The organism is Secundilactobacillus odoratitofui DSM 19909 = JCM 15043 (assembly GCF_001434895.1).
Taxonomy (GTDB): domain Bacteria; phylum Bacillota; class Bacilli; order Lactobacillales; family Lactobacillaceae; genus Secundilactobacillus; species Secundilactobacillus odoratitofui.
Map to the genome: position 1 here is coordinate 1 of NZ_AZEE01000004.1, position 22,351 is coordinate 22,351.

The following is a 22,351-nucleotide window of genomic DNA, read 5'->3' on the forward strand; positions in this document are numbered from 1 at the left end:
TGGGGCGCTGTCGTCGTTGGTGCTGGCATGTTTTGTGCGATTCCAGTTCCAACTGGTGTATATCCCGCAATGATTGCTGGGCTTGTTGCTGCGTACCCCTCTTGTGGCGTGTAGACTGAATCATTTGTCACAGCGTCAGTGGAGACGTTCCACGTAATGGTTTGCGTGGTTGGTTCATGCAATACTTGATTGGTCGTTTGTTGTACGTAGTTCACTGTCTGCGTCGTTGTTACAGTGGAATACGTCACATTATGAACTAAATGAACTGTAATATTATCCGAATCATCAAGGGACAAGACATAAGGAATTTCACTATCCTGCCCACTAGCCAAAAGATAATTAGTCGGTGCTGTCGCAGTATAAGTCCCATGTGTATCAACGGTATTAGTAATCTTTGAAGGCGCACCAACGATTGCACCATCATTTGAATCATCCACGTAGGTAACTGTCAACGAAGCTTTCCCGTTAGTCAACTCATAAGTCACTGTATCATCATTGAAATAATACTGAACAACTTGCCCAAACGCAGCAAGTTCATTTGGATGACCATCATAATCACTAACGTCCGAATTTTTGATCGACATTATCAAACTGCCATCAGAATTGGTAGCAAGAACATACTTCGAAGGAATTAGCGCTGTATCATCGGCATTAAAATCAGTCGCAGTTGACGGGAAATCGGTAGTATTCATTGTGTCAACATTGTCGTTATAGGTTTTAGACAAATCTGCTAGCGGAATATAGACGTCTTGTCCGCTATCATCTACGTAATGGAATTGCGCCTTAACGGTTGAAACACCTGTAACGGCAATCGAAGCTGCTTTTTGTGAAACAGAAGGATTCGCATTGTTTGCATAATAAAGACTACCCAAATAGCCAATTTTTCCAGCATCTTCAATTAAATTGTCGACAGTTCCTTCAATCTGAATACGCCCGGTAGAGGTATTAACCGGGATACTACCCACTGAAATATAGACTGAACGAACATCTGACCATGAGTGACCCGAGGCTAATAATTCATCCTCAGTCATAAATGAAGTCGTATCCGGTGTAGTTGAAGTACTGGAACTGTCATAAGTCGATAGTCCGTACAACACTTGTGCGTCCGTTATTGCGGCACCGTTTCCTGCAGCATTTGTGAAATTAGTTGGCAAAGTAATTGGACCAGTAAGATTAAATGTATATGTTGATCCGGCCTCGTCACCAATAGTAGGCAAGTTCAAAATTTCTGAAGTGTTTGAAGTAGCTGTACTTAAAGAGTTCACCATGTTGGCGTAAAAATCCATTGTTGAGCTTCCAGAAACGTCAGAAGTCCCGGCCGAAACAGCATCAGTATCTTGATTACCTTGTGCAAAATTGAATGCGTTTGTAGAACTAACCGTTTTGATGGTCCAATCCCGTTCTCCATTAGTTGCTAATACGGCTCGACTGTCACCGTCCGCAAGGGACAAATCGGTATTAGGGCTTGTTCCTTGAAGCGTTGTCACCGGCGAATAGATTAAGAAATATGATGGATACGTGCCAGCCACTGTGTCAATTGGTGAATCATTCAGAGCCACACCATAAGTGCCGGTTCCTGCCCCTTCATTCATGTATAAGCCAGTGCCTGTATAATCAATTTTTACACCTGTAGCGCCTGAATCCGTCGTATAATAGCTGACTTGAACTCCGGCAGCAAGATCAGTCGCTGGTATTTTAATCTTCTTAACAGAACCATAGGTTGGCAGCACAAAGTAAAGAATTGGCTCATATATATAATTTGTGGTCTGCCCAAAATTCCCAGAATAGTTAGCAATGTACGAATCATGCCCCTGTCCTGGCGTTGTCTGAGAATTGTACGTTTGCAAATAAGCTCTGGCATCAGCAACCGGGTCTGCAACCGTTTCAGTATTTTTCCCAGTAAAAGGTGCTTTATCAGTTTCATTACTTGGAAAATCAACCGACTCATTAAAAACAATATTATCTCCGACAGCAACCGCGGTGCCGTCATCATAATTATTAGACAACGTACCAATTAAGTTAAATTCAAACTTTCCAGAACCGGGTGCTAAATAATTTGGCGTCAAAACAATCGTACGGATAGGACTAGAACTTGTGGAATTGAATGTCCCACCCGCTTTCACAGTACCAGTTTCTACAGTGCCATCAGCGTGTGTCACAGTATAACCATATTCGGTTGTACCAGTAGTGTATGCACCCTTATTGAGATTGGAATTGGTTGCTGGCACCGTAAAGCCAGTGCCATCTACGCCATCTGGGACGTTAATCGTGATTTTGGCATCTGTAATAACATATGCAGAATTGGTATCAACTGAAAAAGAGTTAATATACTTTGGCGAATCTGGTCCAGCGTTTAACATGAGTTTGGTTGGATTAGCAGTATTCGAGTTGCCACCACCGGAAATCGCTCCGGTGGTTGTTGTATCAGGTTCATCGACCGCTGCAATGGTTTCTGTCCACTTCGACCCATCAGCAGTGGTTGCTGTCAAAGTGCCGTTTGGCGCTATTTGGCTTATGGTCGCGCCACCGGCAGCTGTAAGTGTCTGTTGTGCACTCGTTTGCTCAATGTCATACGAGCCAGCCAGATAATAAGGATTCAAGTTATTACCACTCACACCGGTATTCGCAGGTACAGTGATAATAATGTCAGCACCTTCGCCTGTTTGAGTTATTGTTGTGGTGCTTGAAGTAAATCCATTGAGTTGGTTAGTTAAGTCCGAGTTCAACACAAATGAACTTGGCACTGGAATCGTAATAGTAGTACCGCCAGTGTTCATTGTTCTACGTACTTGTTGACTGGGCGCTGCCCAACCTTCAGAAGTAACGTTAATATAGTCAGGCGATTCAGAAAGCGCAAAGCTATATACATAATCGGTGTTTGGTAACACTGACTTGACCGCGTTCGTCCCGGTAGAAGTTGGATTACTTCTCGTTGGAGACGTTGGAATCGCAACAGTAGGATCATAGTACTGCGTGATGGTATAAGAATCATCAGCAACACCGTTGTAAGTACTGGTAATCTGTCCGGTCACACTTTGGCCAACCTGATCTGCCGACATGTTAAGATCCGCGTTATTGTTATAACTAGACAGTTTGGAAGTTTGGATATTAATGCCACTTGCATCAGCTGTAAACGTATCAGTGATTGTTGTAGTACCGTCCGCATTTGGCGTTACAGTGGTAGTTCCGACTCCGTTAACTAAAGTGCTATTCTCGACGTATTTGAGAAGATCCAAATTAGTTGGCAAGGTGTAAGTAATCACGTCCCCAGCCTTAACATTCGAGTACTTGACGGTAATGGTATAGTCTGTTGCACCACCACTGCCGTTCAGTGGCGTCGTACCATGTCCCAGCGAAGAGACTTCTGAAGTAATCACCAACTTATCAGCTGTCGTTGGCTCCCCCGCTACAAATTCAAGTTTTTGTGCTTGTCCGGTTGTAGCATACACAGCCGCGGCAGCAGTTTTAGCGGCCGAAATTTTATCCGCCGTTGGTGCTACCAATTTGGTAACTTTAACATTATCAACATCTGAGGCTACGGTATCGCTGTCACTGTCTGTGATTTGGGCGGCCTTGGTTTCAGTAGAGTTTGTGTCTGTTTGAGCACTTGTGCCAGCGTCTTCAACGGTTGTGGCAGTTTCATTGGTAGTCGAAGCATTCGACTCTTTAGTATTGACCACGGCTTTGGTCGCATTAGCCTGATTACTCTCAGTCGCTTTGCTCTGAGTGGCTGATTGTGCCACTGTCGATTCAGTGTCAGATTCCGTTTCAGCAGTATTTGACTGACTGTCAGAAGTATCCTGGCCAGACTGGTCGTCAACACTCCCGCTATTCGCCGTCGAACTTGACAAAACGACACTCGAACTGGCCGTCGACGTCCCACTTGTCGAGTCTGTACTCGTACTTGTGGTGTCCACGGCTGATGAATCAGTTTTTGCAAAAGTTGTCAGTCCAGCACTAAAGAATAGTACTGCCCCCATCGATAAGCTGGCGATACTGGCAAACACCCAGTGCCGACCAGCCTTATATGTTTTATAATGTTTCTTCAAATTTGCCTGCAATGTCTTTTGATGATTATTTCTTCCTACCATGTCGGTCCCCCCCGAAATAGATGCGCATCAATCTTCAGTGCAAGTTGACTATTAACTTTTTCAACTCCCGTTAACTACAGCTCCCCCCAGATTAAGTACACCTAACCTATCGTTGCAAAATATGATCTACTAGTCGGCCAAGATTTTTCAAATTACTCTTTATGAATACCAACTAATAAATGTCGTCAACTACCTAAATAATGACATATTTCCTTGAATTTGTATAGCGCTTTCATTAACTTTCCAAGGGTATCTTTTGCACGATATTGTGAAGCCTGTTTACGATTAACACGCGACTACATTATATTGGCATAACATGATATAACGATGTTTCATGTTACTAAAAACACTTATAGCCAACTACAATTGTGTGATAATAAACTTGTATCTTATTAATGAAAGGACTGTATTTTTCATGAAAATCAAGGCAGCTGTGGTTGAAAAGGTCAGGCCAGAAGTACCAAACTAAACCTGGCTACCACGTTGTCTTACCATTTTACGACTGTGCAATTGCGATAGTTACTTAAAGAATATTCCAAAACAATATGAGAATTATGCTGCAAATACTAACTAGCTAAAAAAGCTCTATAACAAAGAGTCAAAAAAACGATTGAAATGCCCCCCTGCATTTCAATCGTTTTTATTTATCATTTAACGTTCATCACGTCTCCCGATTATTTCCAGTAGGCGTAACGATAATTACCGTTCGTAATAAGTGTGTAGTTCAATCCGCCAACTTCCTTGCTAACAAGGTATGCTTTTGATTGTTGGTAAAGCGGTACTAAACCGGCATTTTCAGTCACATACTTATCAGCTTTTAACATCAAATTGTAACGTTCTTGCGTCGTGTACTTGGCGGTATCATTGATTTCTTTGATCATGTTTTGATACGTCTTGTCGTTCCACTTGGTGAAGTTAACTGGGTTACTCCCATCAGCCACTTGTAAGAAGTCCAATGGATCATGCCAGTTGGTTGTCCAACCATCTAGGTCAATGTCGTAATCGAGCTTTGCACCCAGTGAAATTTGTTGGGCCAGTGGTACTGACTTAAGGTCAATGGTTAAACCTGGCATATACTTTTGAGCTTGTTGCTGCAAGTATTGAGCCACGTGCTTTTCAACATCCGTATCGGCCGTAATCATCGTCAAAGTTGCCTTCTTGATACCTAATTCTTTCTTGGCCTTGTTCCATAAGCTAGTTGCTTGTTTAGGGTTATAACTGGTTAACTGACCTGCTTCTTTCGTAAAGTCTTCACCGGTCTTAGGGTTTGACAAGTCACCCTTTGGAATCAGACTTTCAGCGGGTTGAGAACCATCTTGTAAGACAGAAGTGGTCAATTGTTTACGGTTAACAACGTTGTTGAAGGCTAAACGAACGTTCTTGTTATGCGTAATTTTATGTTTATCGTTAAATTCAAGGAAACGCATGGACCCGTTTGGTGTCTTAACTAATTGCTTGTTGTTCTCGTTAGCCTTAACGTAAGTCCCAGTAATTTGAGTTTCTTGCAACTTACCTGACTTGAATAGGCTCTGTGCAGTACCTGGATCCTTCACAACTGATACTTTGATTTTATTGATCTTAACGTCATTTTTACCCCAGTAATGCGTGTTTTTCTTGTAATACCAAGTATCTGACGTACTGTTCCAATCACTCAAAGCGTATGGACCGTTGGTGACAGTTGTTTTAGAAGAAGTCCCAAACTTGTTGCCGTACTTCTTAAACGCTGCGGTGTTGATTGGATAGGCTTTGGCGGCCAAAATGTCACCAAACCATGGTTGTGGCTTAGAAAGCGTAATTTGAACCTTGGTTTTACTTAAAGCCTTGATACCAAAGGCACTTGGCTTCACCTTACCCGCCTGAACGGCAGCGAAGTTCTTCACGTATTTCAAATCACTGGCAACTTGTGATTTTGAAGTTGGGTCAACTTGATGATCAAATGAGGTCACAAAATCTTGCGCAGTAACTTGTTGACCGTTGGCCCACTTTGCATTCTTCTTCAGGTTGATGGTGTAAACCGTCCCGTTATTCGTTGGTTTAACGACCTTTTCAGCCACCCCGGCAACAACCTTCCCATTGTTGTCGTAACGGTATAACCCTTCCATCGTTTGTGCAATCATAGCGGAACTGTTCACGTCACCAGAGATGGCTGGGTCAGCCGTTGCTGGATTAGATTGTAACGTCACGTTTAAGACCTTGTTTTTGTTTGCTGAAGATGATGAACTTGACTGGCCACAGCCAGCTAATAGTAGGGCTAACACAACCCCTGCGATCCCAATTGATTTTTTCATACACGTTTCCTCCCAAATGAATAATATACAATATTTATACAATTTCGATAATTATTTTGAATACAAAAAGGCACCCTCGATTCGACTGAATCAAGGGCGCCATCCGCGCGTTACCACCTAGTTATCAAAGACTATTCACATAGCCTTCCTCATTGAGTTATTTAACTCAAGCAAGTTAACGGTTGCCAGCCGGTGCTTTAACGTCTCCAAGACCCGCTTCCCCATGATCACCGATCCGGCTTGCACTATCCCGGACTTGCTAGGCGTGTGATCAATAAGTACTCATCTTTTCGTTGACTTTTAATATTCAAGATTACGATTATTAATGTAATCCTTATTCATTTGGTTGTCAAGCAGAATTCAAACATAATTTAGTTTTCAATTATTTCAAAACAGATGCCTTTACCAATCCTTTACTTTTCCTTTACCAACTCACACGAAAAAGTTCACATTTTTATCACAATTTCTGGCTATTATGTAAACATAGTCAATTAAGCAATTGATTGACTATCCCCTTAAATAGATAACGATATTCCAATGTTTTTCCTCCCCCTAAACATTAGAGAACAACCTAAACTTAAACGTTATCCAACTCCCCCTCGCTCAACCGTACCCCCTAATACGGTTGAGCTTTTTTGTATTATCATTAAAAAGACGGTCAAATCAACATACTGATGATTTGACCGCTCTTTGGCTTGTTCAATTAAGCTTTAAAAATTTCTTTTGCCAGGCCAAACGCTGACCAGGCTTTTGGCCACCCGGTATAAAAGGCCAATTGGGTAATTAATTCGACCATCTCATCCTTTGTCACACCGTTTTGCTTCGCCATTTTCATATGGGCCTCAAGTTGTGGAAACAACCCCTGTGCCATCAACGCGGAACAGGTGATCAAGCTACGATCACGTGCTGACATCTGCGCTTCTCGCGACCAAACTTCACCAAACAATACGTCATCATTTAATTCAGCAAACTTTGGCGCAAATTCACCAAGGGCGTCACGCCCGGCCGTTTGTTTTTTAACCATTTTATTTAGCCTTCGTTTCGACTGCTGCGTATTCAGCGTCACTCACCGGTTCCAACCACTCTGGCGTGCCTGCAGTGATGGCGATGTGTGAAAACCAGCTATCCTTTGTAGCCCCATGCCAGTGTTTAACCCCATCATGAGTCACAACCACATCACCCGGTACCAGGTGCCGAGCAGGTTGGCCAGCCTCTTGATACCAACCCTCACCACCGGTAACCAACAGTAACTGGAAGCCATCGTGATGAATATGCCAGTTATTACGACAACCTGGTTCAAACGTCACGTTACCAACGCCAACGCTAATTTCAGGATCATTTACCAGTCCTTGTAGATAACTTTGACCCACGAAGTACTTGGCATAGGCATCATTTTTAGGTCCCATTTCAAAAATACCGTGCTTAACTTGTTCATTTTTAACCATAATCACTGCCTCCTAGGCTTGTTTTGTTGGATAAATTGTAAACTCATTCAAATTAACATCTTCAGGTTGATCGATTGCAAAATTCACAACGCGCGCAATCGCATCTGGTGTGATACCGACCGCTTCGTACAGTTGATTCATACCCGCTAAGGCTTCTTGATCGGTAATTGTGTGCAATAATTCGGTGTTGATTGCGGCTGGATAAAGCGTCGCAGTTCGAATATTAGTGCCTTCCTGCGCACTTTCCGTCCGAATGACTTCCATTAAATTGCGAACGGCAAACTTAGTGGCACCATATACGCCGGCTCCTGGGAACGACTTAATGCCCGCTACTGAGGAGGTCGTGATGATTTGGCCGTGTTTTTGAGAAGTGAAATCTGGCATTACTGCTGCTACGCCATTTAAAACACCCTTTAAATTAATATCAATCATGTCATTCCACTCAGCCGTCTTCAGTGCACTGATTGGCGACGTTGGCATGATTCCTGCATTGTTAAAAATCACGTCAATACCGCCAAATTCTGATTTAGCCAAAGCGACTAGCTGCATTAAATCATCCGGGTTCCTCACATCGGTCACCCGATAGGCGGCCTGCCCACCAGCTGCTTGAATCCGCGCAACAATTGTCTGTAATTTTTCGGCTCGTCGTGCGCCTAAAACGACCTTAGCGCCATTTTGCGCCAGTAAGGTGGCAGTTGCTTCGCCAATACCTGATGATGCCCCTGTGATTACGATTACTTTATCTTTAACTGTCATATATAAACACTCCTTTAATATTTTGACAAACCATTATCCGTACCCAGTTGATTGGGTTTCAACCTACGCTCTGTATTCCAAAGCCAACCCGCAATGGCGCGTTGCGCTTGCTTAACACGTGAACTTCGAATTGGCAGTCCGGGCAATACGATTGCACCAGGGCTGACTCGCTGCAGATCGGCAACACTGCGACCAAGGCCGCCACCTTCATGGGTACAAAATGGGTAAATCGACACGCCCTCAAGTGACTGCTGACTTAACCAGCTAAGCACCGGTGCAGGCGCCGTACCAAACCAATTTGGATAGCCCAGATAGATGACCCGATGAGTCGCCTCAAGTCGATGCGGTACCAAGTTAACCTCTGGCCGAGCACCCAAGTGACGTTCTGAATCGGCCCGCAAGAGCGTGGCGTTAAACTTGATATCATATGGCTCAACAGGTTGGATTTGATAGCAATCCGCTTGAAGTTGTGCGCTTAACTGCAAGGCAACCTGTTGCGTTAAGCCCACCTCAACTTGTTGCAACTGTCCGCCAACCAAGTTTTCACCTGAATGCGAGAAAGTGACAATTGCCACCAAATCATTCACCTGCTTTCTTGATAAGTTCATCTTACAAGCAATCTGGTCATTGGTAAAATGCCTAAAAAAATAAGGTTCATGCCTAACGGGCATGAACCTTATTTTTGGAAACTATTTTGAAAGTAATGGATAAATTCGTTAACAACAGGTGAAACAATCCGTTCACGCCGCCACACCAGTACACAATTCGTCTGAATGGTTGGCGATAACGGTAAAAATTTAACATCATCCGGCTGTCGGCCACTAATCGAACCCTCAATCATTAAAGCCGCCGCAACTTGATGTGCCACTAACGGGATAACGTTAAACGTTAAGTTGAAGTTACCCACCACGTTCAACTCATTGACGGGTACGCCCGCCCAGTCAGCCATTAAGTGTTGCACATCGGGTCGACCTGACATCATCAGTGGCACACCAATCATTTCTTGTGGTGTAATCTCTGATTGCCGCGCTAGAAACGAATCACTTGAAACGAGCAGCCCCCACTTTTCCGTTCGTGGTAACGTCACAGTCTTATACTTAGTTGTATTGACCGGCTCTAGCAAAATCGCCACATCAAGCAACCCCTTATCTAGACGTTCCATAATAATATCACTGGTCCCACTAAAGATTTCAAACGTCACTTGCGGATAATCGGCCACAAAATCTTCCAACATCATCGCTAACGTATCTGAATTATCGGCTTCTACACAGCCAATTGTGATATGGCCACTAAACAGTTGTTTTTTCCGATTTTCAAACTCAAGTGACGTTTGTTGTGAGAGGGCCAAAATTTCAGCCGCTCGATCCTTCAAAAATGTTCCGGCCTCCGTTAACACTAACCGTTGACGTTCTCGCCGAAACAATTCCGTACCTAGTTCATCTTCTAGATGCTTTAACTGACGACTCAACGTTGGTTGTGTGATATGGAGTACGTCTGCAGCCTTGGTAATATTTTCCTCTTCAGCAATCGTGTAAAAATAACGTAGTGTGCGCAGCTCCACAATTAGGACTCCTCTCAGTCATCTTGGTTTTTAGTTTAGCATGAAACGAAGTAGGACGATTGCCACAATCGACAATCGTCCTACTTTTATATTATGTAAGCGGCGAGGCCGCCGACCTTCTGAACGCACGAATGCGCCGATCATTGGTAACTCGCCATGGTTTGGCACCGTCAGCTAGTATCGCATGAACGTTCCCATCTTGTCAAGCTAAGCGCTATTGTTCGGGTGTATAGGCCACCGATGAAAATTTATTGTACGATTTCACAAACAACAGCTTAACCGTCCCACGAGGACCCGAACGGTTTTTTTCAATGATGACTTCAACTTCACCAACGTCTTGTACGCCATCGTCTCCGCCACCACCGTTATTGTCGTCACTGTCATCGCCATCTTCACGTTCGTAATAATCATCCCGATATAGGAAGGATACGATATCAGCATCTTGTTCAATCGAACCAGACTCACGAATATCAGATAGCACCGGTCGCTTATCTTGACGTTGTTCAACACCACGAGACAGTTGTGATAATGCAATTACTGGTACGTGCAATTCTTTAGCCAGCTTTTTGAGTTGACGAGAAATGGCTGAAACTTCTTGTTGCCGGTTTTCGGCGCCAGAACTTTCGATCAATTGTAGGTAGTCCACTAAAACTAGACCGAGGTTGCCGTTTTGTTCCTTATCCAACCGGCGGCATTTAGCGCGGATCTCAGACATCTTAATGCCAGCTGTATCATCGATGAAAATCTTGGCTTTTGAGAGACTCCCCATGGCTACGATCAGGTTCTGCCACTCGCCCTCTTCAAGCTGACCAGTTCGTAGATGGTTGGCGTTAATGCTACCTTCCGCACACAGCATCCGGTTAACCAACGATTCTGCACTCATTTCCAAACTGAAGATGGCAACTGCCTTGTCCGTCTTAGTGCCGACGTTTTGAGCAATATTTAACGCAAAGGCCGTTTTACCAACGGCTGGCCGAGCAGCTAGGATCATGAGTTCGTCATCGTGCAGGCCAGTAGTCATTTTATCCAGATCCGGATAACCCGTTGATAATCCGGTGATCGTGTCGCCTTGTTGTGACAGTCGATCAATTTCTTCAAAGGTATTATTCAAGACATCTTTGATGACCTTAAAGCCAGACTGATTACGTGATTCATTCACGTTCATGATGGCTTGTTCGGCTTGGTCCAACATCTCATCGACCGGCACGTCTTCCGTATAGCCGTCCGTCACGATCTTAGTCGCTGTTTGAATCAGACGGCGAATGACAGCTTTTTGTGAGACGATTTTAGCATAGTAAGACACGTTAGCCGCCGTTGGTACCGACGATGCTAATTCGGCAATGTAAGGCATACCACCGACGTCTTCCAGCTGGTTTAACCGTGTCAGTTCATCCGATACGGTCACCACATCAATGGCTTCATCTTGATCATTCAGGTTCACCATCGTCTGGAAAATCAACCCATGCGCACGACGATAGAAATCATCCGCAGTGATCTGTTCCATTGCATCAACTAAGGCATCGCCGTTTAAAAAGATTGCCCCTAACACCGCTTTTTCAGCCTCAATATTTTGAGGTGGCGTTTGATCTCTTAACCCTTCACTCATTTTGTACTCCTCATTAATCACTCCGCTGTAAACACGAAGGGGTCGTGGCAATTCACCTGCCTGCGACCCCTTGCCAAATAACTTACTTTTCTGAAACGTGAACCCGAATTCTGGCCGTCACGTCCTGGTGTAACTTAACGGGAACGTTGATGAAACCCATCATCTTAATTGGTTCGCGAAGTTCAATTTTACGTTTATCTAATTTAATACCATACTGCTTTTCAAGTGCTTGCGCAATTTGTTTGCTTGGAATTGACCCAAACAAGCGACCATCCGTGCCGGCCTTAGCAGTGAGTTGAACGATCGTCTCATCAGCTTCCAAAACTTGCTTCACTTTGACAGCTTCTTGACGTTCCTCTTCTTCACGCTTAGCCTCGGCTTTTTGTTGTCCCTTGAGCTGGCTCATTGCACCTGCTGTTGCTGCCTTAGCCTTGCCCTGTTTGATCAAAAAGTTTTGGGCGTAACCGTCAGGCACGTTTTTAACTTCGCCGCGCTTACCTTTACCGCGAACATCTTGTAGAAAGATAACCTTCACAATAAGTCCTCCTCTTAGATACCGTGGTGTTGACTGCACATCACGGTACAACTTATTCGACTCCCACACAGGGAGGTTCATTAACTAACTTTACCATACTTTTGTAACAGTGAAAACTACGCCGATGGTACTGATTCAGCCTCATCTTCACCGTTCAAAATTGCGACCAGTTGCGCTTTAACTTCAGACACTGTACTGTCAGCAATTTGAGTGGCACCACTTGATAAATGACCGCCGCCACCCATTTTTTCCATAATGACTTGTACGTTGATCTCGCCCATACTTCGAGCAGAAACCCCGATTCGGCCATCATCACGCTTAGTAATAACAAATGAAGCGTCGACACCAGACATATTCAGCAGATCGTCAGCTGCCTGTGCCGCAGTCACTGAATCGTACACCTCGTCTTCTTCACCAGCGATGACGGCAAGGTCTTCTTTAACGAAGCTAACCAATTCAATTAAGTGATTGCGTTGCAGATAACTATCAACATTTTCTTTCATAAACTGCTGCATTTGAACCGAATCGGCACCTGCTGAACGCAGGTAACTCGCCGCATCAAAGGTTCGTGAACCCGTCCGTAACGAGAAGGACTTGGTATCAATAAAGATCCCCGTCAACATTGCAGTTGCTTCAATCTTATTAATTGGTTCGCTTTCTTGAGACTGATACTCAAACATTTCGGTAATCAATTCACAAGTTGAACTAGCATACGGTTCAATGTACACCAGCATTGGATTTTCAGGGAATTCTTCGCCGCGTCGATGATGGTCAATGATCATGACGCGGTTTTCTAGACGTTCATACAGGGCTGGCGAAATTGAAAGCGACGGCTTTGAGTGGTCGACCATGACAAGCAGACTCTGTTTGGTCATCTTACTCAAGGCCTCTTCCGGCGTAATAATCGACTCGTAAATTTCCGGGTAATCTCGCAATGAATTCAATAATCGTTGCACGTCGCTGTGCACGTTTTCTTGATCTAAGACAATGTAACAGGTCTTTTGGTTCATCTGGGCGATCCGCCGAATCCCTAAGCAAGCGCCAATCGCATCCATATCAGGTTGCTGATGTCCTTGAACAAAGATTGGATCCGCCTGGTTCATCAATTCTTGGAGGGCTTGGGAAATCATTCTGGCACGAACTCGTGTCCGCTTTTCCATTGGGTTAGTCTTGCCACCGTAGAACCGGGCCTCTTCGTCTTGAGCCCGAACAACAACCTGGTCGCCGCCTCGACCAAGTGCTAAATCAAGGTTACTTTGCGCTTGGTCAGCTAACCGTGTCAGGTCAGCACCACCATAAGCAATCCCGATACTTAAGGTCAACGGGAAGTTTTGCTTTGAAGTACTTTCACGAATCGTATCTAAAATGCTGAATTTATCACTTTCAACTGCCCGCATGGCCTTCGCATACATAAACACCAGAAAATGATCATCATCAAGTCGCTTAAGGTACATCCCGAATCGCTGTGCCCAGGCTGACAGCTCGTTAGTCACGTAATTTCTCAAGTTGGAGATATCTTGGTCCGTCATAGACTGCGTGATTTCATCGTAGTTATCCAAGAACACTTGGCCAATCGCAATTCGTTCGTTTTCATACCGTTGTTCGATTTGAGTAAAGTGGGTCACTTCCATCAGGTAAACAGCCCGAAAATCCTTTTGGACTAAAAATGAGAACTGGCGGTCACGCCAGGTCACAGTTTGGGCACCCTCATCGTTAGCGTGCGATTCAATCAACTGCTCTAAGTCAGGATCGATATCACCCAATCGTTTACTCAAAACCGCTTCATCGCCAAAATAGCGTTGGAGGTAGGGGTTAACCCATTCAATTGCGTCGTTGTCGCCAAAAATCATAACCCCAACGGGCATATCAATGAGCGCCTCTTGTTCACCCCGGTTGATTCGGAATGACAGATCCGCAATGTAACGGTTCATGTCGGCACTAATTTCATTCATGGTATTAAAAGCAAACACTAAGCTAGTGACCACAGCAGCTAATGCCAAGACGCCGAGAATCCATGAGAATAAAAAGGCCAGCACAATTCCAGCGATAGACAGCACCATGATAAACAGTGCAATGCCGCGCAGTCGCTTATTTCTTAGAAATTCAGGTAAATTATCTCGTGAAAAAAAACCGTCCATCTGCAGACTCCCCTATTTTGTCGATGATAGTAGTTATATTTTAGCACAAAACGCCACGGGGTGTGGGGGCCTTCACCAACGATCATTTCAGGGATCTTTTTAGCAACCTTGTTGCCAAAAAATTTTCATATAACGCTACTATTTTATTGTTTCCAAGAAAAAACACTTACGAGAATCTGTTTTTTCTGGTAGTGTAACCAATTGTGAAAAAATATTTTTCAGAAAGTAGGGAAACAAAATAATGGAACAACAAGCAACGTTAAATGCCAGCAAGCCACGGGTGGTTGTCAAACACCCCGCACTCGCTATGGCTAGCATGTTAATTGGTGCTTTCGTGGGGATGTTTTCAGAAACGTCCCTCAACATCGCGTTACCAAAATTAATGGCCAGTTTAGGTGTCACAACCGCGACCGTCCAATGGTTGGTAACAGGCTATATGCTGGTGATTGGTGTCATTTTGCCACTCAACAGCTTAATTACAAAGTGGTTTACAACCCGACAAGTGGTGATTTTTGGCCTAATCGATTTTCTAGTGGGTGCGGTGATTGCCGCCCTTGCACCAAGTTTTGCAATTTTACTGATTGGTCGAATGATTCAAGGTATCGCTACCGGATTGATTTTACCGCTGATGTTCTCAGTGGCCATGCAGGTCTTTCCTCCGGCAAAATTAGGGACCGCTATGGGCGTTTGTGCCCTTGTGATTATGTTCGCCCCCGCTATTGGCCCAACGTTAACAGGGCTCATTTTAGCTAAGTTATCATGGCACTGGATTTTCTGGGCATTCGTCCCATTTTTGGTGATTGCCTTACTCTTCGCCTTAACATCACTTGAAAATGTCGGTGATCTTTCACGGCCAAAAGTAGACGTTTTATCAATTTTAACCAGTGTCATTGGCTTTGCCAGCCTAGTTACTGCGGTTAGTTTTGCCAGTTCTCGTGGCTGGGGCTCACCACTTGTCCTCGGCTTACTTGCATTAGGGATTATCGTGCTCGCAATTTACGCTTACCGTCAAGTTCACATTGCCGAACCAATCTTAAACCTGAAGATTTTTGCTAACCCCGCCTTTCGGGCAGGTGCTTTGATGGTCATGCTTGATTTCGGAATCATCTTATCCGCAATGTATATCTTACCAATGTACATGCAAAAGGGCTTATTACTGCCCGTTGCCATGACCGGGATCATCATGTTACCCGGTGGTATCGTCAACGCCTTAGTTTCAGCCGTTTCTGGTCGTTTATTCGATAGTGTTGGTGCCAAATGGCTTACCCGCCTCGGCTTCATCATTGCCTTAGTTGGCGCCATCATGTTGCTCACAACTGGCACCCATACTGCTGTTGCCTTTGTAATTGCCGCTCACGTTGTCTTAATGATCGGTTGTCCACTGGCCATGTCACCAGCTCAAACGCATGCTCTAAGTGCCTTAAATGGGCCAACTTCTGGTGATGGTAGTACGATTATGAACACCCTACAACAAATCATCGGTGCGATTTCGACTGCGTTAGCGACCAGCCTATTAGGTATTGGTGAAGTAGCTAGTCATGGAACAGCACCACAAGCCTTTACGGCAGGTGTTCACGTGGCTGTTTACTTACCAGTTGTCTTGGCCGTTGTGGCACTCATTATTGCCCTGACGACCCGTTCATTTAAACAACGCGACTAACATAGCGTTGTATCCAGGTATCACATTCAAATTAACTTAATTGAATTCGACAACAAAAAAGCTGTTATTTTTCATCCCGCGGGATGAAAAATAACAGCTTTTTTATGAATCACAATTAGTCTTCAACGACGAAAGGCATTAAGCCCATGATCCGTGAACGCTTGATTGCGATCGTTAACTTACGTTGGTTCTTGGCACTAGTACCAGTCACCCGACGAGGTAAGATCTTACCCCGTTCTGAAACGAAACGCTTCAATAAGTCAGTATCTTTGTAATCGATGTATTCGATGTGGTTTGCGGCGATGAAGTCGACTTTACGACGACGACGGCCACCTCTTCTTTGTTGAGCCATGGTTTTCCCTCCAATTCAGTCCGCTTAGAACGGTAAATCATCATCGGAAATATCAATTGAATCGCCATTATTTGCAAAGGGATCCGCTTGATTTTGTCCGTTGTTTTGATTATTGTTAGCCGCTCCATTGGTGTTTGGATCACCAAACGGATTAGTGTTTTGAGGAGCATTACCAGCAGGTGCATTAAAGTTGTTACCACCGCCGTTGTTGGCGTTCCCGGCATTATTATTCGCTGAACGCGGTTCTAATAATGCAAAGTTCTCAACAACCACTTCAGTAACGTAGACCCGCTGACCCTGTTGATTATCGTAGTTTCTGGTTTGGATTCGACCTTCAAGCCCAACTAACGACCCTTTATGAGTAAAGTTAGCAAAGTTTTCAGCCGACTTACGCCAAATAACGCAGTTAATAAAGTCAGCTTCACGTTCATTGTTTTGATTGGTAAATTGCCGATCAACAGCCAACGTAAAGTTTCCAACTGCCGCCCCGCTTGGGGTATACCGCAAATCAACATCTCTTGTCAAGCGTCCGGTAAGCACTGCCCGGTTGATCATACGACCCGCTCCTCTCAGTAGTTAAATGTCAAAAATTAGTCTTCGCGTTTTACGATCATGTGACGAAGAATATCGTCGCTGATCTTTGAAAGACGGTCGAATTCGTTTAATGCAGCGTCATCGCTAGCGTTAACATTGACGATGTGATAAACACCTTCAGTGTAGCCACCGATTTCATATGCGAAACGAAGCTTCTTCCAGTCTTTTGAATCAATTAGTTCTGCACCATTGTCAGTCAAGATCTTGTCGAAACGTTCAACCAATGCGGTCTTAGCGGCATCGTCAAGGTCTGGACGAATGATGTAGGTAATTTCATACTTCATGAAATTTGCACCTCCTTATGGACTTCAGGCCCTCTTCATTGAGTTTTAAGAGAGCAAGGAGAGTCTTCCGAATGGATTACTCACAGATTATTATTCTACCAAAGTTCATTCAAAAGTGCAAGGTAACTTCTAGCAATAATGCTAATCATTCACCTCCAACACCGTTTGGAACAGTCAGTGAAGTCACGCTGACTGCCCCCATGTATCCTTTCAACTAACCTGACAAGAGATATTGGTTATAGGCCTAACTACGCAAAAAAGAATGGCTAAGTTCGCCATTCTTTTTGCGTATCACTTATTTTTATAAGTCATCATCCGAGTCAGTATCCGATGCTGAGCCATCGTCGGCATCTTCATCGGTTGCCCGTTCAACTAACCGATCTAACGATGTATCGGTCACATCTGCATCAGTCGTTGTTGTCGTTGCTTCAGAAGCCGTCTCACCCTCAGGCGTTTCTTCTTCTGGCGCTTCCTTTTCAACGATTGCCATCGTTGCAACCTTCGCATCATCATCTAGACGAATCAGATGAACCCCTAACGTTGCACGACCCGTTTGAGAAACGTTTTCAACACCAAAGCGAATCATGACACCCTTGTCAGTGATCAACATGATGTCTTCTTCACCAGTAACCGTCGTCAAACCAGCAAGTGGCCCGTTTTTGGCGGTGACGTTTAAGGTCTTGATCCCTTTACCACCACGACCCTTAATCGCGTACTCGCTAGCCGGTGTTTGTTTACCGTACCCTTTTTCAGAGATTACAAACACGTTATCAGTTGGTGCCAACATTGCGGAACCAACAACGTAATCATCATCACGAAGCCGGACACCCCGAACACCAGTTGCTGAACGACCCATTGAACGGACGTCACTAGCTTTAAAACTGACCGCGTAGCCAGAGTGCGTCCCGATAATCATGGCTTGATCACTATCAACGATCGAAACGTTGATAAGCTGATCCTCATCCTTAAGGCTCAAGGCTTTTAACCCGTTACTGCGGATGTTAGCGAATTCACTGACTGGCGTCCGCTTAACGGTCCCATGCAACGTAGTGAAGAACAGGTACTTCTCTTGATCACCGGCCGCATCTGACACGTTGATAACAGCCTGAATCTTTTCACCAGCTTCAATGTTCAATAAGTTAATGACTGGAATACCCTTAGCTGAACGACCGTATTCAGGAATCTCGTAACCCTTCATGCGATAAACCTTACCAGCATTGGTAAAGAATAACAGCACGTCATGGGTCGACGTTGAGATCAAATGCTCAATGAAGTCATCATCATGAATCCCCATGCCCTGAATGCCACGACCACCACGGTTTTGCGCCTTAAATTCAGACGTTGGCAACCGCTTAATGTAGCCGTTATGGGTGAGTGAGACCATGACATTTTCTTCTTCAATCAGGTCTTCATCTTCAAGGCTCAAGACTTCGCCGACCATCAATTCAGTCCGACGTTCGTCACCAAACCGGTTTTGAATCTCAAGTAATTCCTCGTAGATAATCTGATTTTGTTTATCTTCACTGGCCAAAATCGCTTCGTATTCCGCAATTGATTTTTGGAGTTCAGCATATTCATTTTCGACCTTGTCGCGTTCCAAACCGGTCAGTCGAACAAGTCGCATATCCAAAATGGCTTGTGCTTGTTTTTCTGAGAGTGGGTAACGGCTGATCAACTCAGTTTTCGCAATTTCAGCAGTTTGTGAACTACGAATGATTGAGATGATTTCATCGATATGGTCAAGGGCAATCTGTAACCCTTCAAGAATATGTGCCCGAGCCTTAGCTTTTTTTAGCTCAAATTCAGTCCGACGACGGATCACTTCGAGTTGGTGAGCCAGGTAGTACTGCAAAATTTCTTTAAGGCTAAGCACGCGTGGCGACCCATTTACGATGGCTAACATGTTAAAGCCAAATGTCGTTTGCATCATGGTCATCTTATACAGGTTGTTTAAGATAACTTCGGCACTTGCATCGCGCCGAACATCAACCACGATCCGCATCCCTTCGCGGTCAGACTCATCGTTAACATCCGTGATGCCTTCGATTCGCTTATCACGAGCTAAATCAGCAATTCGCTCAATTAACTTGGCCTTATTGACCATGTAGGGAATTTCGGTGGCAACGATTCGTTGCTTGCCATTTTTGTCTTCTTCAATTTCGACTTTAGCGCGTAAAGTAATGGTCCCTTTACCGGTTTCGTAAGCCTTGCGGATGCCTGACTTACCCATCACAACCCCACCAGTTGGAAAATCAGGACCAGGTAAAGCTTCCATCAAATCTGCAGTCGTTGCATCAGGGTTTTTCATCAAAATATGAATTGCACTAATGACTTCAGCCAGATTATGCGTTGGAATGTTCGTTGCCATCCCAACGGCGATCCCAGAAGCACCGTTCACTAACAGGTTAGGAAAACGGGCCGGGAGCACAACGGGTTCTTTTTCAGAACCATCGTAGTTTGGTTGATAATCGATCGTGTCTTTATTAATGTCACGCAGCATCTCCATGCCGACCTTACTCATCCGAGCTTCGGTATAACGCATGGCGGCCGCGCCATCACCATCCACAGAACCAAAGTTCCCGTGGCCGTCAACTAACATGTAACGATAACTGAAATCTTGTGCCATCCGAACCATGGCTTCATAAATCGCAGAGTCACCATGAGGGTGGAACTTCCCCATAACGTCCCCAACGATTCTGGCAGACTTCTTGTATGGTTTATCCGGTGTCACACCCAGTTCACTCATCCCGTATAAAATACGACGGTGAACGGGCTTCAACCCATCACGAACGTCGGGCAGCGCACGAGCAACGATAACACTCATGGCGTAGTCCAAGAACGATGTCCGCATTGTTTTCGCTAAATCCACATCGGTGATGCGACTTGGCAATTCTTCATTCGCCAAAATAGTACCTCCCAGCTGATATGACAAAGACGCAATCATCAAGTGCAACTTATACGATTAAGCACGACGCATTCACTCACCGAAGTAGGTCTGCATCCCTTAGTCACCTTCAGTTAATTTGATATTACACAATGATTACTTTGTCTTATTCTTAACTAAACATCCAAGTTTTCAACGTACTTCGCATTTTGTTCGATAAAGTCACGTCTTGGTTCAACTTTGTCACCCATCAAGGTTGTGAAGACTTCGTTGGCTTCGGCTGCATCGCTTGGATCAACCCGAAGTAAACGACGCTTTTCAGGATCCATCGTTGTTTCCCACAATTGGCTGGCATCCATTTCACCAAGCCCTTTGTAACGTTGAATAACTGGTTTTGGCGAAGGTGGCAGTTGCCCCATAATGTTGTCCAATTCTTCGTCAGAATCGATGTAGCGACGCATCTTGCCTTGACGTACTTGGTACAGCGGTGGCTGTGCGATATACACAAAGCCGGCGTTAAGTAACGGCCGCATGTAACGGTAGATCAAGGTTAACAACAGCGTCCGAATGTGAGCGCCGTCAACATCGGCATCGGTCATGATGATCAACTTGTGATAGTTCACTTTCGAAACGTCAAAATCATCACCGAAGCCAGTCCCCATCGCTGTAAACAATGAGCGGATTTCTTCGTTAGCCAAGATTTTATCCATGGTGGCCTTTTCAACGTTCAAAATTTTCCCACGAATTGGCAATATAGCTTGTGTCAACCGAGAACGCCCCTGCTTAGCAGAACCACCGGCTGAATCACCCTCGACGATAAATAATTCAGAAATTGCGGGGTCTTTACTGGTGTTATCCGCCAATTTACCAGGCAAATTACTAATTTCAAGACCGCTCTTTTTCCGAGTCACTTCACGGGCGCGTTTAGCAGCGACCCGTGCTTTAGAAGCCAAGAGGCCCTTATCGACTACCTTGCGGGCAATCGTTGGGTTTTCCATCATGAACTTCATGAAGTGTTCACTAAACAAGTGATCCGTTGCAGTTCTCGCGTCTGAGTTGCCTAATTTGGTTTTTGTTTGACCTTCAAATTGTGGGTCCGGGTGCTTAACGGAAACAACGGCCGTTAAACCTTCACGAACATCTTCACCACTTAGATTGGGTTCGTTGTCCTTCATCAGGTTATTCTTACGCGCGTAGTCGTTCACGATTCGGGTTAAGGCCCGCTTAAAGCCTTCTTCGTGAGTCCCACCTTCATAGGTGTGAATGTTGTTCGTAAAGGTCAGCAGATTAGAATGAAAGTCATCCGTATACTGCATCGCCACTTCAACTGTGATGCCCTTTTCTTCACCTTCAACGTAGATGGGTTCCTCAAACAAAACATCCTTGTTTTTGTTCAAATACTCAACGTAGTGTTTGATTCCACCTTCGTACATGAAGGATTCTTTAGTCGGCTCTTCTGGGCGTTGGTCCGTAATCGTGATTCGTAGCCCCTTATTCAAAAAGGCTAGCTCACGAACTCGAGTCGTTAACGTTTTAATGTCAAAAACCGTCGTCTCACGGAAAATATCTGGATCTGGCAAGAAGTGTACGGTTGTCCCATGAACGTTGTCAGGCAAATCGGTATCAATCACCTTCATGCCCGTTTTAACGCGACCATAGGCGAAGTCCATGTAATAGCGCTTACCGTCACGAACCACTTTGACATCAAGTTCTGACGACAAGGCGTTAACGACGGATGCACCCACACCATGTAGACCACCGGAAACTTTATAGCCGCCACCGCCGAACTTACCACCGGCATGCAAAATGGTGAAGACTGTTTCGAGGGCGGACTTGCCCGTCTTCTTTTGAGTATCGACTGGAATCCCACGACCGTTATCCATAACAGTAATACTGTTATCTTTTTCAACGGTCACGTTAATGTGATCAGCAAAACCAGCTAAGGCTTCGTCAATCCCGTTATCCACGATTTCCCAAACCAAGTGATGCAGACCTTGTGAGCTCGTTGACCCGATATACATCCCTGGTCGCTTACGAACTGCTTCTAGCCCCTCAAGCACTTGAATCTGGCTCGCGTCATATTCTCTTGCCCGTTCTTTTTTGCTTTCTTGTTCTTCAGCCAAGTGTGTTCCTCCTCACTATTAACCCGTGAAACAA

The 22,351-nt window shown here is 44.7% G+C and carries 16 protein-coding genes; 1 reads left to right on the forward strand and 15 read right to left on the reverse strand.

The genetic code is table 11. The annotated features are described in order from the left end of the window. From FD04_RS00865 to FD04_RS00910, 10 genes are all read right to left on the reverse strand, one after another. On the reverse strand, positions 1 to 4,091 hold a 4,091-nt coding region (locus FD04_RS00865; RefSeq protein WP_156660372.1), incomplete at its 3' end, for a KxYKxGKxW signal peptide domain-containing protein. Between the two features lie 674 nt (positions 4,092 to 4,765). After that, on the reverse strand, positions 4,766 to 6,379 hold the full coding sequence (locus tag FD04_RS00870; protein ID WP_056946347.1) for a peptide ABC transporter substrate-binding protein: 1,614 nt from the start codon (positions 6,377 to 6,379) through the stop codon (positions 4,766 to 4,768). Positions 6,380 to 7,082: 703 nt separating this feature from the next. Further along, the gene (locus FD04_RS00875; protein ID WP_056946348.1) at positions 7,083 to 7,403 is read right to left on the reverse strand and encodes a carboxymuconolactone decarboxylase family protein; all 321 of its coding nucleotides are present in this window, start codon (positions 7,401 to 7,403) and stop codon (positions 7,083 to 7,085) included. A 1-nt stretch (position 7,404) separates the two neighbouring features. After that, positions 7,405 to 7,824: a cupin domain-containing protein gene (locus tag FD04_RS00880; protein WP_054702240.1), complete on the reverse strand. Its 420-nt coding sequence runs from the start codon at positions 7,822 to 7,824 to the stop codon at positions 7,405 to 7,407. A 12-nt stretch (positions 7,825 to 7,836) separates the two neighbouring features. After that, positions 7,837 to 8,580, reverse strand: a complete 744-nt coding sequence (locus FD04_RS00885; RefSeq protein WP_054702243.1) for an SDR family oxidoreductase — start codon at positions 8,578 to 8,580, stop codon at positions 7,837 to 7,839. 14 nt (positions 8,581 to 8,594) lie between these two features. Then, entirely contained in the window at positions 8,595 to 9,188 is a 594-nt protein-coding gene (locus FD04_RS00890) for a flavodoxin (RefSeq protein ID WP_162255740.1), read from the reverse strand. A gap of 68 nt (positions 9,189 to 9,256) precedes the next feature. Further along, complete coding sequence (locus FD04_RS00895) at positions 9,257 to 10,141, reverse strand: LysR family transcriptional regulator (RefSeq protein WP_056946350.1); 885 nt, start codon at positions 10,139 to 10,141, stop codon at positions 9,257 to 9,259. A 214-nt stretch (positions 10,142 to 10,355) separates the two neighbouring features. After that, positions 10,356 to 11,747: a replicative DNA helicase gene (gene dnaB, locus FD04_RS00900; protein WP_056946351.1), complete on the reverse strand. Its 1,392-nt coding sequence runs from the start codon at positions 11,745 to 11,747 to the stop codon at positions 10,356 to 10,358. Between the two features lie 82 nt (positions 11,748 to 11,829). After that, complete coding sequence (rplI, locus tag FD04_RS00905) at positions 11,830 to 12,282, reverse strand: 50S ribosomal protein L9 (RefSeq protein WP_054702249.1); 453 nt, start codon at positions 12,280 to 12,282, stop codon at positions 11,830 to 11,832. Positions 12,283 to 12,398: 116 nt separating this feature from the next. Beyond that, positions 12,399 to 14,420: a DHH family phosphoesterase gene (locus FD04_RS00910; protein WP_082603074.1), complete on the reverse strand. Its 2,022-nt coding sequence runs from the start codon at positions 14,418 to 14,420 to the stop codon at positions 12,399 to 12,401. Positions 14,421 to 14,661: 241 nt separating this feature from the next. Between FD04_RS00910 and FD04_RS00915 the strand changes: the two genes are divergently transcribed. Then, positions 14,662 to 16,080: a DHA2 family efflux MFS transporter permease subunit gene (locus tag FD04_RS00915; protein ID WP_056946352.1), complete on the forward strand. Its 1,419-nt coding sequence runs from the start codon at positions 14,662 to 14,664 to the stop codon at positions 16,078 to 16,080. A gap of 115 nt (positions 16,081 to 16,195) precedes the next feature. On the opposite strand, the gene rpsR is transcribed toward FD04_RS00915, so the two are convergent. The 5 genes from rpsR to gyrB form a co-directional block, all read right to left on the reverse strand. Next, positions 16,196 to 16,432, reverse strand: coding sequence for a 30S ribosomal protein S18 (gene rpsR / locus FD04_RS00920; protein WP_054702251.1), 237 nt, complete (start codon positions 16,430 to 16,432; stop codon positions 16,196 to 16,198). Between the two features lie 24 nt (positions 16,433 to 16,456). After that, complete coding sequence (ssb, locus tag FD04_RS00925) at positions 16,457 to 16,987, reverse strand: single-stranded DNA-binding protein (RefSeq protein ID WP_054702254.1); 531 nt, start codon at positions 16,985 to 16,987, stop codon at positions 16,457 to 16,459. Between the two features lie 35 nt (positions 16,988 to 17,022). Beyond that, positions 17,023 to 17,310, reverse strand: a complete 288-nt coding sequence (gene rpsF / locus FD04_RS00930; protein WP_054702256.1) for a 30S ribosomal protein S6 — start codon at positions 17,308 to 17,310, stop codon at positions 17,023 to 17,025. 301 nt (positions 17,311 to 17,611) lie between these two features. Then, positions 17,612 to 20,254: a DNA gyrase subunit A gene (gene gyrA / locus FD04_RS00935; protein WP_056946353.1), complete on the reverse strand. Its 2,643-nt coding sequence runs from the start codon at positions 20,252 to 20,254 to the stop codon at positions 17,612 to 17,614. 116 nt (positions 20,255 to 20,370) lie between these two features. After that, positions 20,371 to 22,317, reverse strand: coding sequence for a DNA topoisomerase (ATP-hydrolyzing) subunit B (gene gyrB, locus FD04_RS00940; protein ID WP_056946355.1), 1,947 nt, complete (start codon positions 22,315 to 22,317; stop codon positions 20,371 to 20,373). Between the last annotated feature and the right edge of the window lie 34 nt (positions 22,318 to 22,351).

Excerpts from the sequence above, each read along its gene's own strand:
- FD04_RS00870 (WP_056946347.1), bottom strand. The coding sequence starts at position 6,379 with ATGAAAAAATCAATTGGGATCGCAGGGGTTGTGTTAGCCCTACTATTA.
- FD04_RS00875 (WP_056946348.1), bottom strand. The coding sequence starts at position 7,403 with ATGGTTAAAAAACAAACGGCCGGGCGTGACGCCCTTGGTGAATTTGCG.
- FD04_RS00880 (WP_054702240.1), bottom strand. The coding sequence starts at position 7,824 with ATGGTTAAAAATGAACAAGTTAAGCACGGTATTTTTGAAATGGGACCT.
- FD04_RS00885 (WP_054702243.1), bottom strand. The coding sequence starts at position 8,580 with ATGACAGTTAAAGATAAAGTAATCGTAATCACAGGGGCATCATCAGGT.
- FD04_RS00890 (WP_162255740.1), bottom strand. The coding sequence starts at position 9,188 with ATGAACTTATCAAGAAAGCAGGTGAATGATTTGGTGGCAATTGTCACT.
- dnaB (WP_056946351.1), bottom strand. The coding sequence starts at position 11,747 with ATGAGTGAAGGGTTAAGAGATCAAACGCCACCTCAAAATATTGAGGCT.
- FD04_RS00910 (WP_082603074.1), bottom strand. The coding sequence starts at position 14,420 with ATGGACGGTTTTTTTTCACGAGATAATTTACCTGAATTTCTAAGAAAT.
- FD04_RS00915 (WP_056946352.1), top strand. The coding sequence starts at position 14,662 with ATGGAACAACAAGCAACGTTAAATGCCAGCAAGCCACGGGTGGTTGTC.
- rpsR (WP_054702251.1), bottom strand. The coding sequence starts at position 16,432 with ATGGCTCAACAAAGAAGAGGTGGCCGTCGTCGTCGTAAAGTCGACTTC.
- ssb (WP_054702254.1), bottom strand. The coding sequence starts at position 16,987 with ATGATCAACCGGGCAGTGCTTACCGGACGCTTGACAAGAGATGTTGAT.
- rpsF (WP_054702256.1), bottom strand. The coding sequence starts at position 17,310 with ATGAAGTATGAAATTACCTACATCATTCGTCCAGACCTTGACGATGCC.
- gyrA (WP_056946353.1), bottom strand. The coding sequence starts at position 20,254 with ATGATTGCGTCTTTGTCATATCAGCTGGGAGGTACTATTTTGGCGAAT.